The 15,733-nt window shown below is 62.8% G+C and carries 12 protein-coding genes and 1 pseudogene; 6 read left to right on the plus strand and 7 right to left on the minus strand.

Features of this window, described 5'->3' with window-relative positions; translation table 11 throughout:
- The first annotated feature begins 25 nt into the window (after positions 1-25).
- Together KWO_RS11480 and KWO_RS11485 are read left to right on the plus strand one after the other, a co-directional pair.
- Positions 26-1,180: a Cache 3/Cache 2 fusion domain-containing protein gene (locus tag KWO_RS11480; RefSeq protein WP_026113244.1), complete on the plus strand. Its 1,155-nt coding sequence runs from the start codon at positions 26-28 to the stop codon at positions 1,178-1,180.
- Between the two features lie 42 nt (positions 1,181-1,222).
- Positions 1,223-1,837: a DUF8082 domain-containing protein gene (locus tag KWO_RS11485; protein WP_010373184.1), complete on the plus strand. Its 615-nt coding sequence runs from the start codon at positions 1,223-1,225 to the stop codon at positions 1,835-1,837.
- Positions 1,838-2,044: 207 nt separating this feature from the next.
- Here KWO_RS11485 and KWO_RS11490 read toward each other — a convergent pair whose 3' ends face one another.
- Complete coding sequence (locus KWO_RS11490) at positions 2,045-2,968, minus strand: LysR family transcriptional regulator (RefSeq protein WP_010378912.1); 924 nt, start codon at positions 2,966-2,968, stop codon at positions 2,045-2,047.
- Positions 2,969-3,082: 114 nt separating this feature from the next.
- Between KWO_RS11490 and KWO_RS11495 the strand changes: the two genes are divergently transcribed.
- Positions 3,083-4,201 (plus strand): YeiH family protein, encoded by a 1,119-nt coding sequence (locus tag KWO_RS11495; RefSeq protein WP_010378915.1) that lies wholly within the window; start codon positions 3,083-3,085, stop codon positions 4,199-4,201.
- Positions 4,202-4,220: 19 nt separating this feature from the next.
- On the opposite strand, the gene KWO_RS11500 is transcribed toward KWO_RS11495, so the two are convergent.
- On the minus strand, positions 4,221-5,003 hold the full coding sequence (locus KWO_RS11500; RefSeq protein WP_017113196.1) for an SDR family oxidoreductase: 783 nt from the start codon (positions 5,001-5,003) through the stop codon (positions 4,221-4,223).
- Positions 5,000-5,326, minus strand: a complete 327-nt coding sequence (locus KWO_RS11505; protein WP_010378921.1) for a nuclear transport factor 2 family protein — start codon at positions 5,324-5,326, stop codon at positions 5,000-5,002. Before KWO_RS11505 ends, KWO_RS11500 begins: the two co-directional genes overlap by 4 nt.
- 101 nt (positions 5,327-5,427) lie before the next feature.
- Here KWO_RS11505 and KWO_RS11510 point away from each other — a divergent pair.
- Positions 5,428-6,338 (plus strand): annotated as a pseudogene (locus KWO_RS11510) (LysR family transcriptional regulator).
- Between the two features lie 37 nt (positions 6,339-6,375).
- On the opposite strand, the gene KWO_RS11515 reads toward KWO_RS11510, so the two are convergent.
- Positions 6,376-7,266 carry a LysR family transcriptional regulator gene (locus KWO_RS11515; protein ID WP_010373162.1) on the minus strand — a complete coding sequence of 297 codons (891 nt, stop codon included), beginning with the start codon at positions 7,264-7,266 and terminating at the stop codon, positions 6,376-6,378.
- A 109-nt stretch (positions 7,267-7,375) separates the two neighbouring features.
- On the opposite strand from KWO_RS11515, the gene KWO_RS11520 reads away from it, so the two are divergent.
- Together KWO_RS11520 and KWO_RS11525 are read left to right on the plus strand one after the other, a co-directional pair.
- Positions 7,376-8,947 carry a proton-conducting transporter transmembrane domain-containing protein gene (locus KWO_RS11520; protein WP_017113197.1) on the plus strand — a complete coding sequence of 524 codons (1,572 nt, stop codon included), beginning with the start codon at positions 7,376-7,378 and terminating at the stop codon, positions 8,945-8,947.
- 23 nt (positions 8,948-8,970) lie between these two features.
- Positions 8,971-11,409, plus strand: coding sequence for a YbcC family protein (locus KWO_RS11525; protein ID WP_026112473.1), 2,439 nt, complete (start codon positions 8,971-8,973; stop codon positions 11,407-11,409).
- A gap of 247 nt (positions 11,410-11,656) precedes the next feature.
- Here KWO_RS11525 and KWO_RS11530 read toward each other — a convergent pair whose 3' ends face one another.
- The 3 genes from KWO_RS11530 to KWO_RS11540 form a co-directional block, all read right to left on the minus strand.
- Positions 11,657-11,854 carry a hypothetical protein gene (locus KWO_RS11530; RefSeq protein ID WP_010373154.1) on the minus strand — a complete coding sequence of 66 codons (198 nt, stop codon included), beginning with the start codon at positions 11,852-11,854 and terminating at the stop codon, positions 11,657-11,659.
- A 61-nt stretch (positions 11,855-11,915) separates the two neighbouring features.
- On the minus strand, positions 11,916-13,091 hold the full coding sequence (locus tag KWO_RS11535) for an RNA-binding domain-containing protein (protein ID WP_010373152.1): 1,176 nt from the start codon (positions 13,089-13,091) through the stop codon (positions 11,916-11,918).
- Entirely contained in the window at positions 13,073-15,700 is a 2,628-nt protein-coding gene (locus tag KWO_RS11540) for a TrlF family AAA-like ATPase (RefSeq protein WP_010378939.1), read from the minus strand. The genes KWO_RS11535 and KWO_RS11540 overlap by 19 nt, the downstream gene beginning before the upstream one ends.
- Positions 15,701-15,733 lie beyond the last annotated feature (33 nt).

The following is a 15,733-nucleotide window of genomic DNA, read 5'->3' on the forward strand; positions in this document are numbered from 1 at the left end:
TTCTTAATGCGTTCAGGGGAATGCAATGCTTCGTCACTCTTTGCGGGTACGCCTGCTGCTGCCGGTATTGGCCTTGGGGCTGACCGTGATGTCGGGACTAACGGTGATCCTGGCTGTCACCGAAGCAAGACGTATCGAGTCTGAAACCGCAGCGGTCATCCGACGTACCTCGGTTCTGACCCAGACCATGTTCTCGCTTACCCGCGAGATGCTGCTCGATCGCGTCGGGGCATCTATGCACAATCTGCGCAGGCAAGTCGATGAGCTAGGCCCAGCCAGTCAAGGGAACCAAGTCCGCGTCGGGCGCCGCACTGCCAACGACATACTGCTGGGTCAGAAGTCGCAGGCCAACGTGTTTGGCTTGGTCGACGCCGCCACTTCCAGCTTGGTCGACGACGGCGCTTCCATCAGTAAGCAGGGCAACGCAACGATTTTTTCTCGTGTCGGCGACGACTTCGTTCGTATCTCCACCAACATCACCAATGCCGACGGCAGTCGCGCCGTCGGCACCGTGCTCGATCCGAACAGCAAGGCCGCTGGCAAGCTGCGCAATGGAGAGAGCTTCTCTGGTGTGCTCGATGTTCTCGGCAACCCATATGTTGCTCGCTACGAACCGATCTTTGCCGGCAACGACAAACGCGTCATCGGTGCTTTGGCTATCGCCTACAAGGCCGATACGGTTGAGCTGGCGACCGTGATCGGCAGCCGTAGCATGCTCTCGTCTGGCTTCGTCGCGGTGTTGGACAGCAAGAATAAAGTGCGCTTCCAGTCGACCACCGGTTCCACCACCGATAGCGCCACCATCGAGCGGATCGTCAAGGAGAGCCCGGAAGACTGGGTGGTGGTTAAAGAAGAGATACGCAATTGGGGCTTCACCTTGGCATCGGCCTATCCCAAGAGCGACATCAACGCCTTGATCTTGCACCAATCGTTGTGGATTGCCGGCATCGGCTTGCTCGTCTGTGCACTCATGGTCGGCGTGCAGTCCATGCTGATCTGGAACCGCGTGTTGCGCCCCGTCCAGAACCTTACCGCCGTAGCGGAAGAACTCAGCATGGGCAAGTGGAACCACACCATCGCCGAGGTCAACCTCAAGGACGAGATCGGTACCCTGGCACGGGCGATTTCGCGGCTCTCCAATAGCGTGCGACTGGCGATGGAGCGGCTCAGCAAACGATGAGCCGCCCCTCCCCATCCGAACGAATGAGGCAAGAAAGACGCCATGTCCACTGAATTCCGTCCGCTGATCGAGATCCTGCGCGAGCTCAGAGCGCTGGCATTGAAGAAGGCATCCGGCTTTCTGTTCATCGTCACCGAGGAGAACCACTCCTGCATCGTCCGCATCAACAGCGGACTGATCGAAGAAGTGGTCTTCCGCATGCTGCGCAATGATGAGGCGGTAACCCGCCTCACCATGGTCAACGCGGCGAAGGCGCGCTTCCAGATCGACCCCGGTGCCGCCCTGGGCAAACCCTCGCTGTTGAGCGACGACTCGCGGCAATGGTTGATGGGTGGCTTCGAACAGGATCTGGGCGGCGCACCCGCACCGGTTGCGCCGGCACCGACACCGGCACCTGCGGCACCCGTTGCAAGCGCGAGTGCAGCGCCGGTGTCCAGGGGCGGTAACGCCAGGCCCGACGATCGCGTCCGCGATGCACTGGAAAAAGTCGCGCTGAACTATCTCGGCCCGATCGCAGGCATGCTCTGCGATGAAGCCTGGGACGCCTCCAGCGACATCGAGCAGGTGCTCAGCCAGCTCAGCACCCAACTGGCAACACCGCAGGAAGCACAGAAGTTCATGGACGACGCCCGCGTGGCATTGGCCGAGGTCCGCTGAAGACACGCTTCAGTCCGGGTCATGCATCAAGCCGCGCACTGCGCGGCTTTTTTATTGGTGCGTCAGTGGCGCTGACCGAGCAGTGCAACGCCAGGAGGTGCTGGCGCTGGCAAGACGTCGCTAGTGCACTAATCGTCGGCACACCATACGCGGATAGGTGCGTGGGAAGAGGTCATATAGTCCAGCGCCCGCTCAGCACCCCAGCCATCAGGAAGATTCCACGTCACGCCGATCGCAATGCGCGACAAAGCGCTGCAGGTTGCCCGACAGCCGTTTTTGCCGGTGCTGGATGCGGTAGAAGCGCCGCGTCAGCCGCGGCAATGTGGTGGGTAGAATCACCAGGCGACCCAGTGTCACCAGGTCCTGCACCGCACACAACGACAGGCATGCCAGCCCCAGCCCTTCGGCCGCTGCCTGCTTGATCGCTTCGGTGCTCCCGGGCTGCATCTCGCTATCGAGGTGATGCAAGTGCGGCAGCAGGACGTGCTCCACCGCCTCACGCGTGCCCGAGCCCGGCTCGCGAAGCAGCCAGCGCGCCTGTCGCAAGGCCTTCAACGGCACGCGTGCATGCGCGGCGGCCTGCGCCAATGCATGCGTCGGTGCTGCAACTATCACCAACGCGTCTTGTCGCCAAGGCACGACCTCAACATCCGACTCATGGCACGGGCCTTCGATCAAACCGATATCCACCTCCAGCCGGCTCACGGCGGCGGCCACCTCACGCGTATTGCCGATGACCACGTCCACCGCAGCGCCCGGCCATGCTGTTCGATAGCCGGCGATCAGCGACGGCAACACGTAGTTGCCGATGGTGGTGCTGGCCCCCACGCGAAGCCGCGTGAGCAACGGCGCTGTGGCCACACCGGCGGCCCCGAGCCCGAACTGGCTTTCGATCTCCTGCACGCCATCGAGCAAGGCCCTGGCCTGCGGCAGCAATGCGCGGCCGTTGTCGTTGAGCAGCAAACGCTTGCCGATGCGGTCGAACAGCTGTGCGCCGAGCAGGCTTTCCAGTTCATTGAGGGCGCCGCTGGTCGCCGATTGCGACAGCGCCACGCGCTCCCCCGCCGCAGTCGTGCTGCCGGTATCGGCTACGGCCGTGAAGATCAGCAACTGCCGCAGTGTCAGACGCATGCAAAGACTCATTACCTGTTTTTGTGATTGCTTATAGCGGAATAATCCGTTTGCTGGATAGATCGCTGCGGTCCACAGTGCGCGCACGCCTTCCGCAAGATGCGATCAACCGCCATGCACACCACCACTGTTCCGGCCGAACTAGCGCAGCCGCCTGCTACCAACGCATTTCACCGCATGCGCCAGTGGGTGCCGGGTCTTGCATTAACGGGCGTACTGGCCGGTGTATCGATGCAGCTGAGCAAGATCGGCTGGCTGCAGGCTAACGGCGTCAGCGCGCTGACCCTGGCCATCGTGCTCGGCATGCTGGTCGGCAACACTGCCTATCCACGCCTAAGCGCGAAAGCTGGCGCAGGTGTGCGTTTTTCCAAGGCTAACCTGCTGCGTCTGGGCATCATCCTGTACGGCCTGCGCCTGACCTTTCAGGACATCGGCAATGTCGGCTGGACCGGCGTGGCGATCGACGCGACGGTGCTGTGCAGCACCTTCGGCTTGGCCTGCTTCCTCGGCGTACGCGTGTTCGGCCTGGACCGCAACACCGCGATGCTGATCGGCGCAGGCAGTTCGATCTGCGGTGCTGCCGCCGTGATGGCTACCGAACCTGTCGTGCGCGGCCGCGCCGAACAGGTGATGGTCGCGGTGGCCACGGTGGTGGTGTTCGGCACGTTGGCGATGTTCCTGTATCCGGCGCTGTATCACCTGATCGCCCACTACCGCTGGTTCGATCTGTCGCCGACGGAGTACGGCATGTTCGCCGGCTCCACCATTCACGAAGTGGCACAGGTGGTCGCTGCCGGTCGCGCCGGCAGCGAGCAGGCCGCCAATACCGCAGTGATCGCCAAGATGGTGCGGGTGATGATGCTGGCGCCGTTTCTTGTGGGCCTGTCGGCCTATCTTTCTCGCGCCGATGGCACGCACGCAGAGGCGTTAGATAGCGATCGTGGCAATGCCACTCAACGCAGCGGCATTTTGATTCCCTGGTTCGCGCTCGGGTTCGTGGCGGTCGCCGGACTCAACTCGCTGGCACTGCTGCCCCATGCGCTGGTGCAGCAGGTAATCGACATCGACACCGTCCTGCTGGCGATGGCCATGGCCGGCCTTGGGTTGACGACCCACGTCTCGGCCATCCGCACGGCAGGCATGAAGCCGCTGGCACTGGCGGCCATCGTGTTTGCCTGGCTGGTGTGCGGCGGCTTTGCCATCAACGCAGGCATCACCGCACTGCTCAACTGACGCAGCACCGGATTCGAGCCTACAACGTAGGAACCGTGCCGCCGTCGATCCGATATTCAGCCCCCGCAATCGAGGCAGCGCGCGGAGACGCCAAGAAGGCGATCAAATCGGCCACCTCCTGCGGTTTGGCGGGACGGCCCACAGGAATGCCTCCCAACCACTCCATCACGATTTTCTTGCCGCCTTCGTAGTCTGTTCCGGCGTCTTCCCCCATCCGCTGCGCAAATGCCACGGACGCCTCGGTCTCGATCCAGCCTGGCGCAACGCTCAACACGCGCACGCCTTGCGGCGTCACTTCGCGTGCCAGCGACTTGCTGTAGGTGGTGAGCGCGCCCTTGGCCGCCGCATAGGCGGTGGTGGACTCTGACAACGGCAGCACCCGCTGGATGGAACTGACGTGGATGACGACACCGGAGCCTTGCACCAGCATCGTTGGCAGCAGTGCGCGATCCAAGCGCACCGCGGGCATCAAATTCAGGTTCAACTCGGCAAACCAGTGCGCATCGCTGATCGCGGCAAAACCGCCACCGGGCGTATTTGAACCGCCGAGCACATTGATCAGGATGTCGACGCCGCCCCACTCCTGCAGGACAGTTTGGGCAAGCTGCTGCGTGCCCTCGGCCGTCGATAGATCGGCCGCCACGTACATCACTCCCGCCACCGGCTGGGCTGGCAGCGTGCGCGCGGAAGTCGCCACGCGCGCGTCGGCCTCCACCAGGGAGTTCACAACCGCAGCGCCCAGACCCAGCGTTCCGCCGGTAACCACGGCCCGCAGGCCGGTCAGTTGCAGGTCGAAGCTCATACCGTGACCTGCAGCGATGCGATCAGGCCGCGTTCGAGGCGAAAGCGATACGACAACACGACCGGGCTGCCGGGAAAATTGCCGCTGACCTTGGCACGCACGCAGTGGATGCCGTCCTCGCGCTCAATGGCAAACGGCACGCTCAGTGCGTTGTACTTGGCCGATGCCTCGGCCATGAAAGTCTTGATCGCGTCGATACCCGTATAGCTGTGACCGTCGTCGGTCATGACAGCGTGCGCAGTGAAGCACTGCGCCAATGCGTCAGGGTTGTGCTCGGCCGCAAAGTAAGCGGCAATCGGCTCGGGAAGGGTCGGGATGCCCATGTGGCTGGCTCCGTAGGTGAGTGGAGACCTCAGCATGCGCACCAGAGCGAATTCAGTGAATACTCTAGAATCCGGACGGGCTATGCAGAAAGGAATGCATAATGCGCGGATCCGATTTTGCTGAGTTGAAAGCCTTCGTGGCTGTGGTGGAGCGCCAGAGCTTTGCGCGGGCCGCAGAGCACCTGGGCCTGTCACCGTCGGCACTGAGCCAGACCATTCGTCAGTTGGAAGGCCGCATCGGCGCGCGGCTGTTGAACCGCACGACGCGCAGCGTGGCACCGTCGGCAAGTGGCGAACTGCTCTACAACCGCATCGCGCCGTTGTTTCGCGAGATGGCGGCTGCCGTCGCCGAAGCCAGTGAAGCCACCGGCCAGATGCGCGGCACTCTGCGCATCAACACGCTGGGGATTGCCGCGCGAACCATCATTGCGCCCCGGCTCGCGCGCTTCCATCACGCACATCCCGACGTTGTGCTCGACATCGTGGTCGACGACGCACTGGCCGATATCGTCGCTGGCCGTTTTGATGCCGGCATCCGTGTCGGTGGCCAGCTTGAGAAAGACATGGTGGCGGTGCGCCTGACACCGGATTTAAAGATGGTGGTCGTCGCGTCGCCAGACTACCTGGCACGCAGAGGAACGCCCAAATCACCTACCGAACTGCATGACCACGCATGCATCAACTGGCGGCTGCAGATGGACGGCAGGCACTATCGCTGGAGTTCGAAAAGCGCGGGCAACGCATCGAGGTGACGGTGGATGGCCCGGTGGTCACCAATCACGCCGATATCGGCATTGCTGCTGCGGTGAATGGGCTCGGCATCGCCTATCACTTCGAGCGGGACGGCGTGGGCGCGTTATTGGCCCAGGGGCGCTTGGTCCAACTCCTGACGGACTGGTCGATTTCGCGCCCGGGGCTGTTCCTCTATTACCCGAACAGACAGCATCGGCCAGCGCTTCTGGGTGCCTTCATCGACTGTCTGTTGGACCGAGCACCGTTCGATCCGCTTTAGCTTCGGGTCTATACGCCATCGCGAAATCGACGTGGAGCTACAGGTTTGCAGACGTGGCCGCGGGCTGAAGCAGAAGCCTTACCAGCGGATTCGGAAAGCGCCGCGACATGGTGACCGCATGGAACGTCTCCACGATGTCCGGCAATTGATCGCCTTCCATCAACGCGCCCGCGGCAATCTCGTCCTTCACCACGATCGGCGGGAGAACGGCCAGGCCAATGTCCTCGCGGGCAAGCAGTCGCATCATCGCCATATCCTCCACTTCCGCCACGATCTGCGGCTGCACGCCCAGGCGATCGGCCAAGGCGTCGAAGCCGATGCGCACGCTGCTCTCCGCCGTGGGCAAGATGATCGGGTGGTTGCGAAGGCGGTCGGCGAAGCTGGCGGCATGGCTCAACCGATCCGGCGTCCCGACCAGGCTGACCGGGTACTCGGCAAGCCGTTGGGTGACGAATGGCGACAGCGCATCACCGGCCGGTGCCCGATTGAGCAGCACCACATCGAGGTTGAGCGCCTCCAGCGCCCGCAGCAGCTCGCCCGCGCTGCCCGAACGCAGAATCAGATCGATATCGGTGCGGCCGAGCAGCGGACGCAGGAACTCCATCTGGAAGTTGCGCGACAGCGTGGCCAGCGAGCCGACCCGCAGTGCCTGTCGCGCGGCACCTGTCTGGCGCAGCGTGCCAAGCAGCTCATCGCCGGTGGCAAAGATCGCATCGGCATGGTCCAGCACGATCTGCCCCGCCTCGGTCAGATGCAACTGCCGCCCGCGGCGTTCGAACAGCGCATGACCCAGGCGCTCTTCCAGTTTGCGGATCTGCACCGACAACGCCGACTGGGTGAGGTTGAGGCGCTCGGCCGTGCGGGTGAGGTTGCCCTCGTGCGCGACGGCCCAGAAGTAGCGCAGATGGTTGTAGTTCAAGGCTGCCATATCGTTCGATAATAACGAACGATATGGAAAGAACAATGAATTTTTTTTCTAACCCTCCGATATTTAATATAGTCCAGCCCGCCACCGCACTTGTTCTTAGGGGATTGCCTTGTCGCTCTATCTACTGCCACTGTTTGCACCACTCCTGCTGCTTGCCGCCGCCGTCTTCGCCCTGCTTCGCAGCGGCCGCCGTCCACGCGGGATTCCCCTGTTCGCTGAAGGCGCCGCGCTCGGCGCGCTACTGATCGCGATCGCGTCACTTGCACTATTGCTGTTGCGAGGCACCGGCGACAGCGGGCTGATCGGATGGAGCGGTATCGGCCTGTCCGCACGGCTCGACCCGGTCAGCGTGACGATGCTGCTGCTGGTGGCCTTCGTCGGTTGGATCGTGGTGCGATACGCACGCACCTATCTCGACGGCGAAGCGCGCCAGGGCTACTTCACCGGCTGGCTATGCATTGCGCTTGCGGCGGTCCTGCTGCTGGTGCAGGCAGGCAACGTGGTGCAGGTCGTCGTTGCCTGGGTCGCCACCAGCATCGCGATGCATCGCCTGCTGCTGTTCTACCCCGAGCGCGTGGAAGCGCAGCGCGCAGCACGCAAGAAGCGCCTGTTCTCCACCACCGGCGGCATCGCCCTGACCTGCGCCGCCGTGCTGCTCTGGAAAAGCATGGGCACGACCGATATCGCCACGATCAATGCGCTGGCCCGGAACGGTCAGCACTCCTGGGCGCTGGTCGCGGCGGCCGCCCTGCTCGCACTTGCTGCGGTGCTGAAATCGGCGCAGTTCCCGACCCACGGCTGGCTCACCGAGATGATGGAAGCACCCACGCCGGTGTCGGCGCTACTGCACGCCGGTGTGATCAACGGTGGCGGCTTCCTGCTGATCCGTTTTTCCGACCTGATGCTGTCTGCCCCGGGCGTGCTCGCCGTGCTGGCCATGCTGGGCGGGTTTACCGCCTTGTTCGGCGCGCTGGTGATGCTGACCCAGCCGGCGGTCAAGACCTCGCTGGCCTGGTCCACGGTCGCGCAGATGGGCTTCATGATGCTCCAGTGCGGCCTGGCACTGTTCCCGCTGGCCTTGCTGCACATCGTCGCGCACTCGCTCTACAAGGCGCACGCCTTCCTCGCATCTGGTGGCGCGGTCGAGCAGGTCGCGGCCATTCGCCGGCCCGGGCCGGTCGCGGTTCCGAATGGGTCGGCGGTCGGCCGCGCGTTTCTGATCGCAGTGGCGATCTATATCGGTATCGGCACGGCCTTCGGGTTCGTCTTCAGCTTCGAGCACAAATCGCCACAGGCCCTGGCACTGGGCGCGATCCTGATCTTCGGTGTCGCCTACCTGCTGGCCCAGGGCCTTGCCGATGCCGCGCCGCGCCCCCTCACCCGCAAGACGGCGATCTACGCCAGCGCCGCGGCGATCGGCTACTTCGCGCTGCAGACCGCCGCCGAATGGCTGACGGCCGGCGTGCTGCCAGCGACACCGGCGCCGGGACGGCTGGAGTGGACGCTGATGACGCTCGCGGTGCTGAGCTTCGGGCTGGTGGCGGTGGCGCAGGCGCTGTTTCCACTCTGGGCCCCGCATCCCGCTGCCGCCGGGCTCCGCGTCCACCTCTCCAATGGCCTGTATGCCAACGCCACGATCGATCGCCTGCTCGGCGGCTGGTCTGTTCGCAAGACCTCGTGACCCTCTCTCCCTGCCAGGCCCCCATGCTGATGACCACGACGACTACCGCCATGTCCCTCTCCCACGCTGTGATCATCGCCGCCGCGCAGCGTGCGGCACGCACTATCCCCCCGCTGTGGCCGCTCGCCTCGAGCGTTGCGGTCAACCCCTTCCTCGGCCAGGCCGGCGAGCCGCTGGAAATGGCAGCCGCACGACTGCGGCGCGCGTCCGGTATCGCCGTCACCATGCCGCGGCCCTGGTATGCAGAGCGGCTACAGTCCGGCGAGATCACCGAAGGCGATCTGCAGGCGGCCTTGCAGAGCGCGCCGGCCGCGCTGCGCCCGCCGACCTTGTCCGCACTCAAACACGCCATCGAAGCCGCACGCCCTGCCACGCAGGCGATCCCGACGGTCGCCGAGCTGGCCCGCGACGTCGCTGCGATCGACTGGCCCGGCATCGTCAACGAGCGCATCGGTCACTGGGCCGCCGGCTATTTCGATCAGGGCCAGGCGCTCTGGGCTGTCGGCCAATCCGGCGGTGCCTACAGTACATGGCGGATCATCGCGACCCACGATCTGACACCTGAAATCGCCGGCCTTGCAGGTTTTTCCCAGTATGTGGCGGATGCACCCGCCACTGCCGAAGACGCGCTCGTCGACTGCGTCGCCCGCCTCGGTCTTTCCGAGGACGCGCTGGACAGCTATTTCCACCGCTTGCTGACCTCGCTCGGCGGCTGGGGTCAGGTCGCCCGCTATCGGCTCTGGCAGGCGGAGTTGAACGGCGGCACCGATGCATGCGTCACCGATCTGCTCGCCATCCGCATGCTCTGGGACGCCGCACTGTTGCACAACGGCGGCTCCGCACTGGTGCCTGGCTGGCACGCGGCCATCGCAGCCTACGCCGAGCCGGTCGCAGCATCTTCAGACGATGTTGTCGACAGCATCCTGCAGGAAGCGGCCGAACGCGCCGCGCAGCGCAAGCTCAACACCGTACTTGCCGCACCTTCGTCGGCGCAGCTCTCGCTCGACCGCTTGAAGCTGCAAATGGCCTTCTGCATCGACGTGCGCTCGGAAGTGTTCCGCCGCGCGTTGGAAAGCCTCGATTCCGGTATCACGACGCTCGGCTTCGCAGGGTTCTTCGGCTTTGGCATCGGCCATCGGCGCTTCGCCTCGGACGTGGTCGAAGCGCGCCTGCCCGTCCTGCTGAACCCCGGTGTCATCACTTTCGCAGGAGACGCCACACCGGCTGCGAACGCGGCAGACCTCACCGCGCGGATCACCGCACGTGCCAAGCGCGCCTGGGGCCGCTTCAAGCTGGCGGCCATTTCCTCCTTCGCCTTCGTCGAAGCAACCGGCCCGATCTACATTGCCAAGCTGCTGCGCGATGGGCTCGCACTGGCCCGCCACCACACACCGATCGATCCCGCGCCGCACCCGGCGCATGAGCTGGACCTGGACACGCGGTTGACCATGGCCGCGCGCATCCTCAAGGCAATGTCCTTCACCAGCGACTTCGCCCGGCTGGTCGTCATTGCCGGCCATGGCGCCAAGGTCGTCAACAACCCGCATGCCAGCGCACTGCATTGCGGCGCCTGCGGCGGCTATTCGGGCGAAGTGAACGCGCGGCTGCTGGCGTCGCTGCTCAACGACAAAGAAGTGCGCGCCGGTCTTTCCGAGCACGGCATCGTCATTCCCGCGGACACGTTGTTCCTGGCCGCACTGCACGACACCACGACCGACGCAGTGACGCTCTTCACCGAAGACCATCCCTCCCCCGAGCATGCGCAGGATCTTGTCCAGGTGACGCAGTGGCTGGCCGCGGCCGGTGCGCTGGCACGCGGGGAGCGCGCCCTGCGCCTGCCTCGCGCCAATCGCGGCCAGGACATCGCACATCGCGCCCGCGACTGGGCCGAGATTCGCCCCGAATGGGCGCTTGCAGGATGCCAGGCCTTTATCGCCGCGCCGCGCTCGCGCAGCGCCGGCCGCGACCTGGCGGGACGTGCCTTCCTCCACGACTACGACTGGCGGTGCGACGAAGGCTTCGGCGTGCTGGAGTTGATCCTGACAGCACCGGTGGTCGTCGCCAGCTGGATCAGCCTGCAGTACTACGGATCGACCGTCGCACCGGAGAGTTTCGGCGCCGGCAACAAGCTGCTGCATAACGTCACCGGCGGCATCGGTGTGGTCGAAGGCAACGGCGGCATCCTGCGCACTGGGCTGCCCTGGCAGTCGGTGCATGACGGCGAACGGTTGATCCATGAACCACTGCGGCTCTCAGTGCTGATCGAGGCACCACCGGAAGCCATCGCCGTGATTCTCGAACGGCACCCGCAGGTGCGCGCCCTGTTCGACAACCGCTGGTTGCACCTCTTCGCCCTGGACGACGAAGGCCGCATGGCACGTCGTTATATCGGCAACCTGCAGTGGGAGACGTGTTTCGGTGATGCGTCTTCTGAAAGCAAGCGCACGCCCACCGCTGCGTAAAGCGCCTTCTTGCCCAGCCAGCGCCCTCTGCTCTTCAATGGCGAGGGCGAACCTAAGATCTACTACCGAACTCGGAGAAACGCCGCCCGATCAGCTCATCGGTGCGGCGATTTCGATCGCCAAACGCGTGGGTCAGACAGACCGGTTGTCACTCCCACTCGATTATCCATAATCACAAAATCGTGTTAAATATCAATGACTTAAAATAAGGCGTCCAACTAATGCCATGAATAATGCCATGCTCATCTCAAGAGGATGAACACTGCCTTCGCTGTTGACGGGCAATGGCCTGCTCCAGAGTCTCCCCGGGCTGCCATCCGTACAGGTCGCGGACGCTCTTCGTTCTGGCATGGCCGGGGGGCTTGAACTCGTAGCCGGCAGCAGCCATCTCGGCGGCCATGTCATCGGTGATGAAGAACGGTTCGTTTTCTTCGTGCAGTTTCATGCTGACACCATAGCGACGTTCTAAAACCAGAAGTCTATCCACCTCCGTCCCAGCCGATCGGTCAAGATCTTCCGGCCGGCTCCAGCACACTGGGACGCGCCACAATAGCCTTGAACAGATTGCCAGCCCGATCATCGATGAGTTCGATCTGCGGCCATGCCCGCAGTGAGCGCAGCAGGCCGCTACCCAATCCGCGATAAGGCAGGAGCTTGGCGGCAAAGGACGCCAGGATGGGGTTGCGCATATTTGAGTTGCCGGCCTTGATGTTCGCGATCGTCAGGTTGTTAGGTAGGTGGCCGGGGCTGATGATTTCGACCCGATCCGCAAACACCAGTACGCGGATCGGCGCACTGACGAAGTAGTCGCGGTGAATGAGGGCGTTGGCGACCAGCTCTTCCCAGACGATGCGGGGAATCTCAGGCTGCCCCTGGGAGTTGAAGCCCTGCTCGCCCTGCGCAGCGCGGGTGTTGGCGACAATAAAGCCCAGCGTCTGCTGGAACACGTCAGCCAGCTTGCCGACGATGTCGCGGCTGTCAATGTAGCGTTCGTCTTCAATCTGGGTGCCGACAAAGGCGACGGCCTTGACGATGAAGGCGGGTAGCGCGTAGTGCGGTGATTTGGCGAATAGCAGACCGCCCGCCACGTTGAGCTGCCCCTGGTTCATCAGGTTCATGTTGGTCAGCAACTGCGGCAACGGCTGGTTATGCTGGGCGAGCGGCTCACCGAATTGCTGCACGAAGAAGGCTTCGAAATATGGCATGTCCACATCGCCCGCGCTCAAGCCCGCCACGGGCGTTTCGTCGGCGTGCACCAAGCCCGCCTGCTGGAACAGGCGCTGCAATTCCTCGCGCGAGGTCGCGCGGCGCTTGTCCGAGCCATTCTTCACCCAAATCGCGCCGTTCTTGTCCATGTAGGGCTTGTTGACGCCTTCAGCAATGGACAGCACTAGCACCGTGCCTGCCGGGTGAGCCACGTTTTCCGTGAGCGGGTTCACGGCGGGACGCACGACCTGTGAGGCCACGTTGGCGATGAGCATGTTGAGACGAGCAACGTCAGCGCCGGATAGGCCGCGCACCGAACCGTCGTCGTTCACCCCAATGAAGATGCGACCACCAGCGGTGTTGCTGAAGGCAACAATCTCCGCTGCCAAGGCGTCAGCATTGTTCATGTCCGTCTTGAACTGCTGCCGACTGTCCTCGCCCCGGCTGAGCAGGTCGATCAGCTCTGTGGTTTCCATAGGTTGTAGACCTCTTTGCGACGGTTGAAGGCTTCCTGGCCTCCTTCCATGATGTTGATGATGGCGTCCTGCACCGGACGGGCGTCGATGCTGCCGCTTCGCGTGGCGACCTTTTCGTCCTGGTATTGGCAGGCGTGCACCTGTTCCGCGTCACCCAGCACCGGGAAGTTGGCGTTGTGGGTGGCGAAGATGAATTGGGCGTGAGGCTTCATTTCCCGTAGCAGCTTGATCACATCGTCGTAGATGGTCTGGTTGTCCAGATCGTCTTCCGGTTGGTCGATGATGATCACGTCGTTCTGGCGTTGGCTGAGCACGTACAGCAACAGCGCCGAAGCGCGCTGCCCGAGAGAGTGGTGCTTCAACTCTTTGCCGCGATAGCGGATGACGAAGCGGTTGGGCACCTGCCAGGTGACGAACTCGGTCAGATTCTGCATGAAGGTCCTTTCGAAGACCTCGGGGGTGCTGCCGGCCTTCGCCAAGGCTCCCGGCAGAGCACGCAGTAGGCCGCCGAAATCTGGATAGTCCTCCATCACTGTGCGCAGCGTGGTTTCGCGGATGTTGCTGCCCTTAAAGAGCTGCTGCATGAAGCTGATGGCGGCTTCCTTGTCACCCTTGAAGTCCGCTTCGATCTGCAGGGCGGTGTGGCCAGCGTTCACGCGGTCCAGCTCTACCTTGATTGTGTTGAACTCGCTCAGCCATAGTTCATTGAGTTTGTCGATCTCGGCAAACAGCGCGTCGCGAATGCTAGTCTGCTGTGATTCCTGCTTGGCCAGCGCCTGAAGCATTTGCTCCGCCTTGGTTTTGCGCTGCTGCTGGGCCAGGAAGTCATCCGGCTGGATGGCAGTCATGCCGGTTTGTTTGAGCTCCTGAGCCAGTTGGCGCTCGACTTGTGCGAACTCCTCCTGAAGGCTCCTGCTTGCGCCTTCAAATTCGCCCTGTTTGGTCTTGAGGCGAGCTGCAATGACGTTCGCTTCTCGCTCGATGTGCTTGAGCTGATCGACCTTGGCAACGAGGTTGGAGAACTCGGCGTAGTAGGCCGTGAAGAAATCCGGGTTCTGCTTGGAAACGTAGCTCGTTGCGTTCCGCAGCTCGTCCTCATGCTCGGCAATCAGACTTCCTAGAGCGAGGATGAAGCTGTCTGCCCGCTCCATCATGCGCGCGAGCGCTGTGGCGTCCTGCTGGAAGCCAAGTCGCTTTTGGAGCTTATCGGCAACACCGTGCTCCGCGAACTTGGTCAGACGGAAGTTGGCATCATTTAGTTGGGTCTCGAAGTCGCGCTTGAGTTCGGCCGTGTTGCTGAGCTTGAGCCAGCGCTGAGCAGCGTCACGCACGCGCTGGCGTTGAACCTCTATTTCGTCACGCAGCACACGCAGCTTATCGCCAACCAGCTTTTCCACCAGATCGGTCTCGAAGCCTTCGCCGGTGCTGGAAAGATCCTTCTGGCCGAAGTAGATCGGACGGCGCAGTACGGTCTCCCGGATCGACACGCCGGGTTGCAACTTGCCGCCCAAATAGACATTCGGGGCTTCGCGGAAGATGCGGGAGATGGTGAATTCCTGTCCGTACACGTCACATGCTGTCAGCGTCACCTTGCCGCCGCTGCCAAGGGTATGGCGGATCAACTCATCCTTGTACTTGGTGTCCTGCGCCTTCTCGCCGCGTGGAATGTCGAGGGCGTAGCGCACTGCCTCCAGGATGGATGATTTGCCGCTGCCCCGGATGCCGATCAACGTGTTGAGTTCGGAAGAGAAATGCAACACCTGCCCGTCGAGAATGCCGCCGTCGAAGCGGATGCTGCGGATGTGCGACGCTTGATGTTTTGGCGGCTCCATGGCTACCCGCCCAGCCGGATCGCTCAAGGCAAACTTGACCGCCTCGAAGGACAGTTCGCCCAGCTTCAGGTAGCTGGCTTTGCCTCGACCGATTTCATCGACACTCTTGGGGTCGCTGCCTTCCAGTTCGGCGGGGTACCAGTTCTGTAGCCAGCTTTGAATCTTGGTGCGGCAGGGTTTGTCTTTGCCTGCGCCGTCGTGCGTGCGTACCTTCTGAAAAGCCAGCGTTCTGCGTCGGAAGAACTCGTTTTGCCCCAACTCAGTCAGCCGGCCGCCATCCAGCTCCGCCCACAGGCCACTCGGGGCTTCGACATGGGCAAAGACAAGAAAGAAGTCCCGGTGATAGCCTTCCAGCTTCTTGATGGTCTCCAGAAGCGACCATGAAGTGCGCCCGTTCTCCTGCTCGTACTGCGCGGGCGTTTTGCCTTCGAATGCGCTGGTCAGGAAGGGGTTGATGTAATTGTGTTCATCGATCCATTCGTCGGAGAACACAACAAGCGTGTGGATGCCATTAGCCCCGTCATTGACCGACAACTCGACGCCTGGCAGCAGCGCAATACCCTTCTTCTGGGCCGTCTTGCGCAGTGCTTTGAATTCTTCGAAGTCGAACTTGTTGTGGTTGGTGATGACGCCCAATCGGATGCCCGCTTTCTCCAACGCATCCACATAGTTGCTGTTGTAGAAGTTGTCATCGCCCGTGAACTTGAATTCACGGTCCGCTCGGGTATGCAGATGAAAGTCAGCGCGGACCCACTGCGCCCCTTCTGCAAAGACCATGGATCGAGCCTCTGACTGCTTCGGTCGCAGACT

This window comes from Xanthomonas vasicola pv. musacearum NCPPB 4379 (assembly GCF_000277895.2).
GTDB classification, from domain to species: Bacteria; Pseudomonadota; Gammaproteobacteria; order Xanthomonadales; family Xanthomonadaceae; genus Xanthomonas; species Xanthomonas vasicola.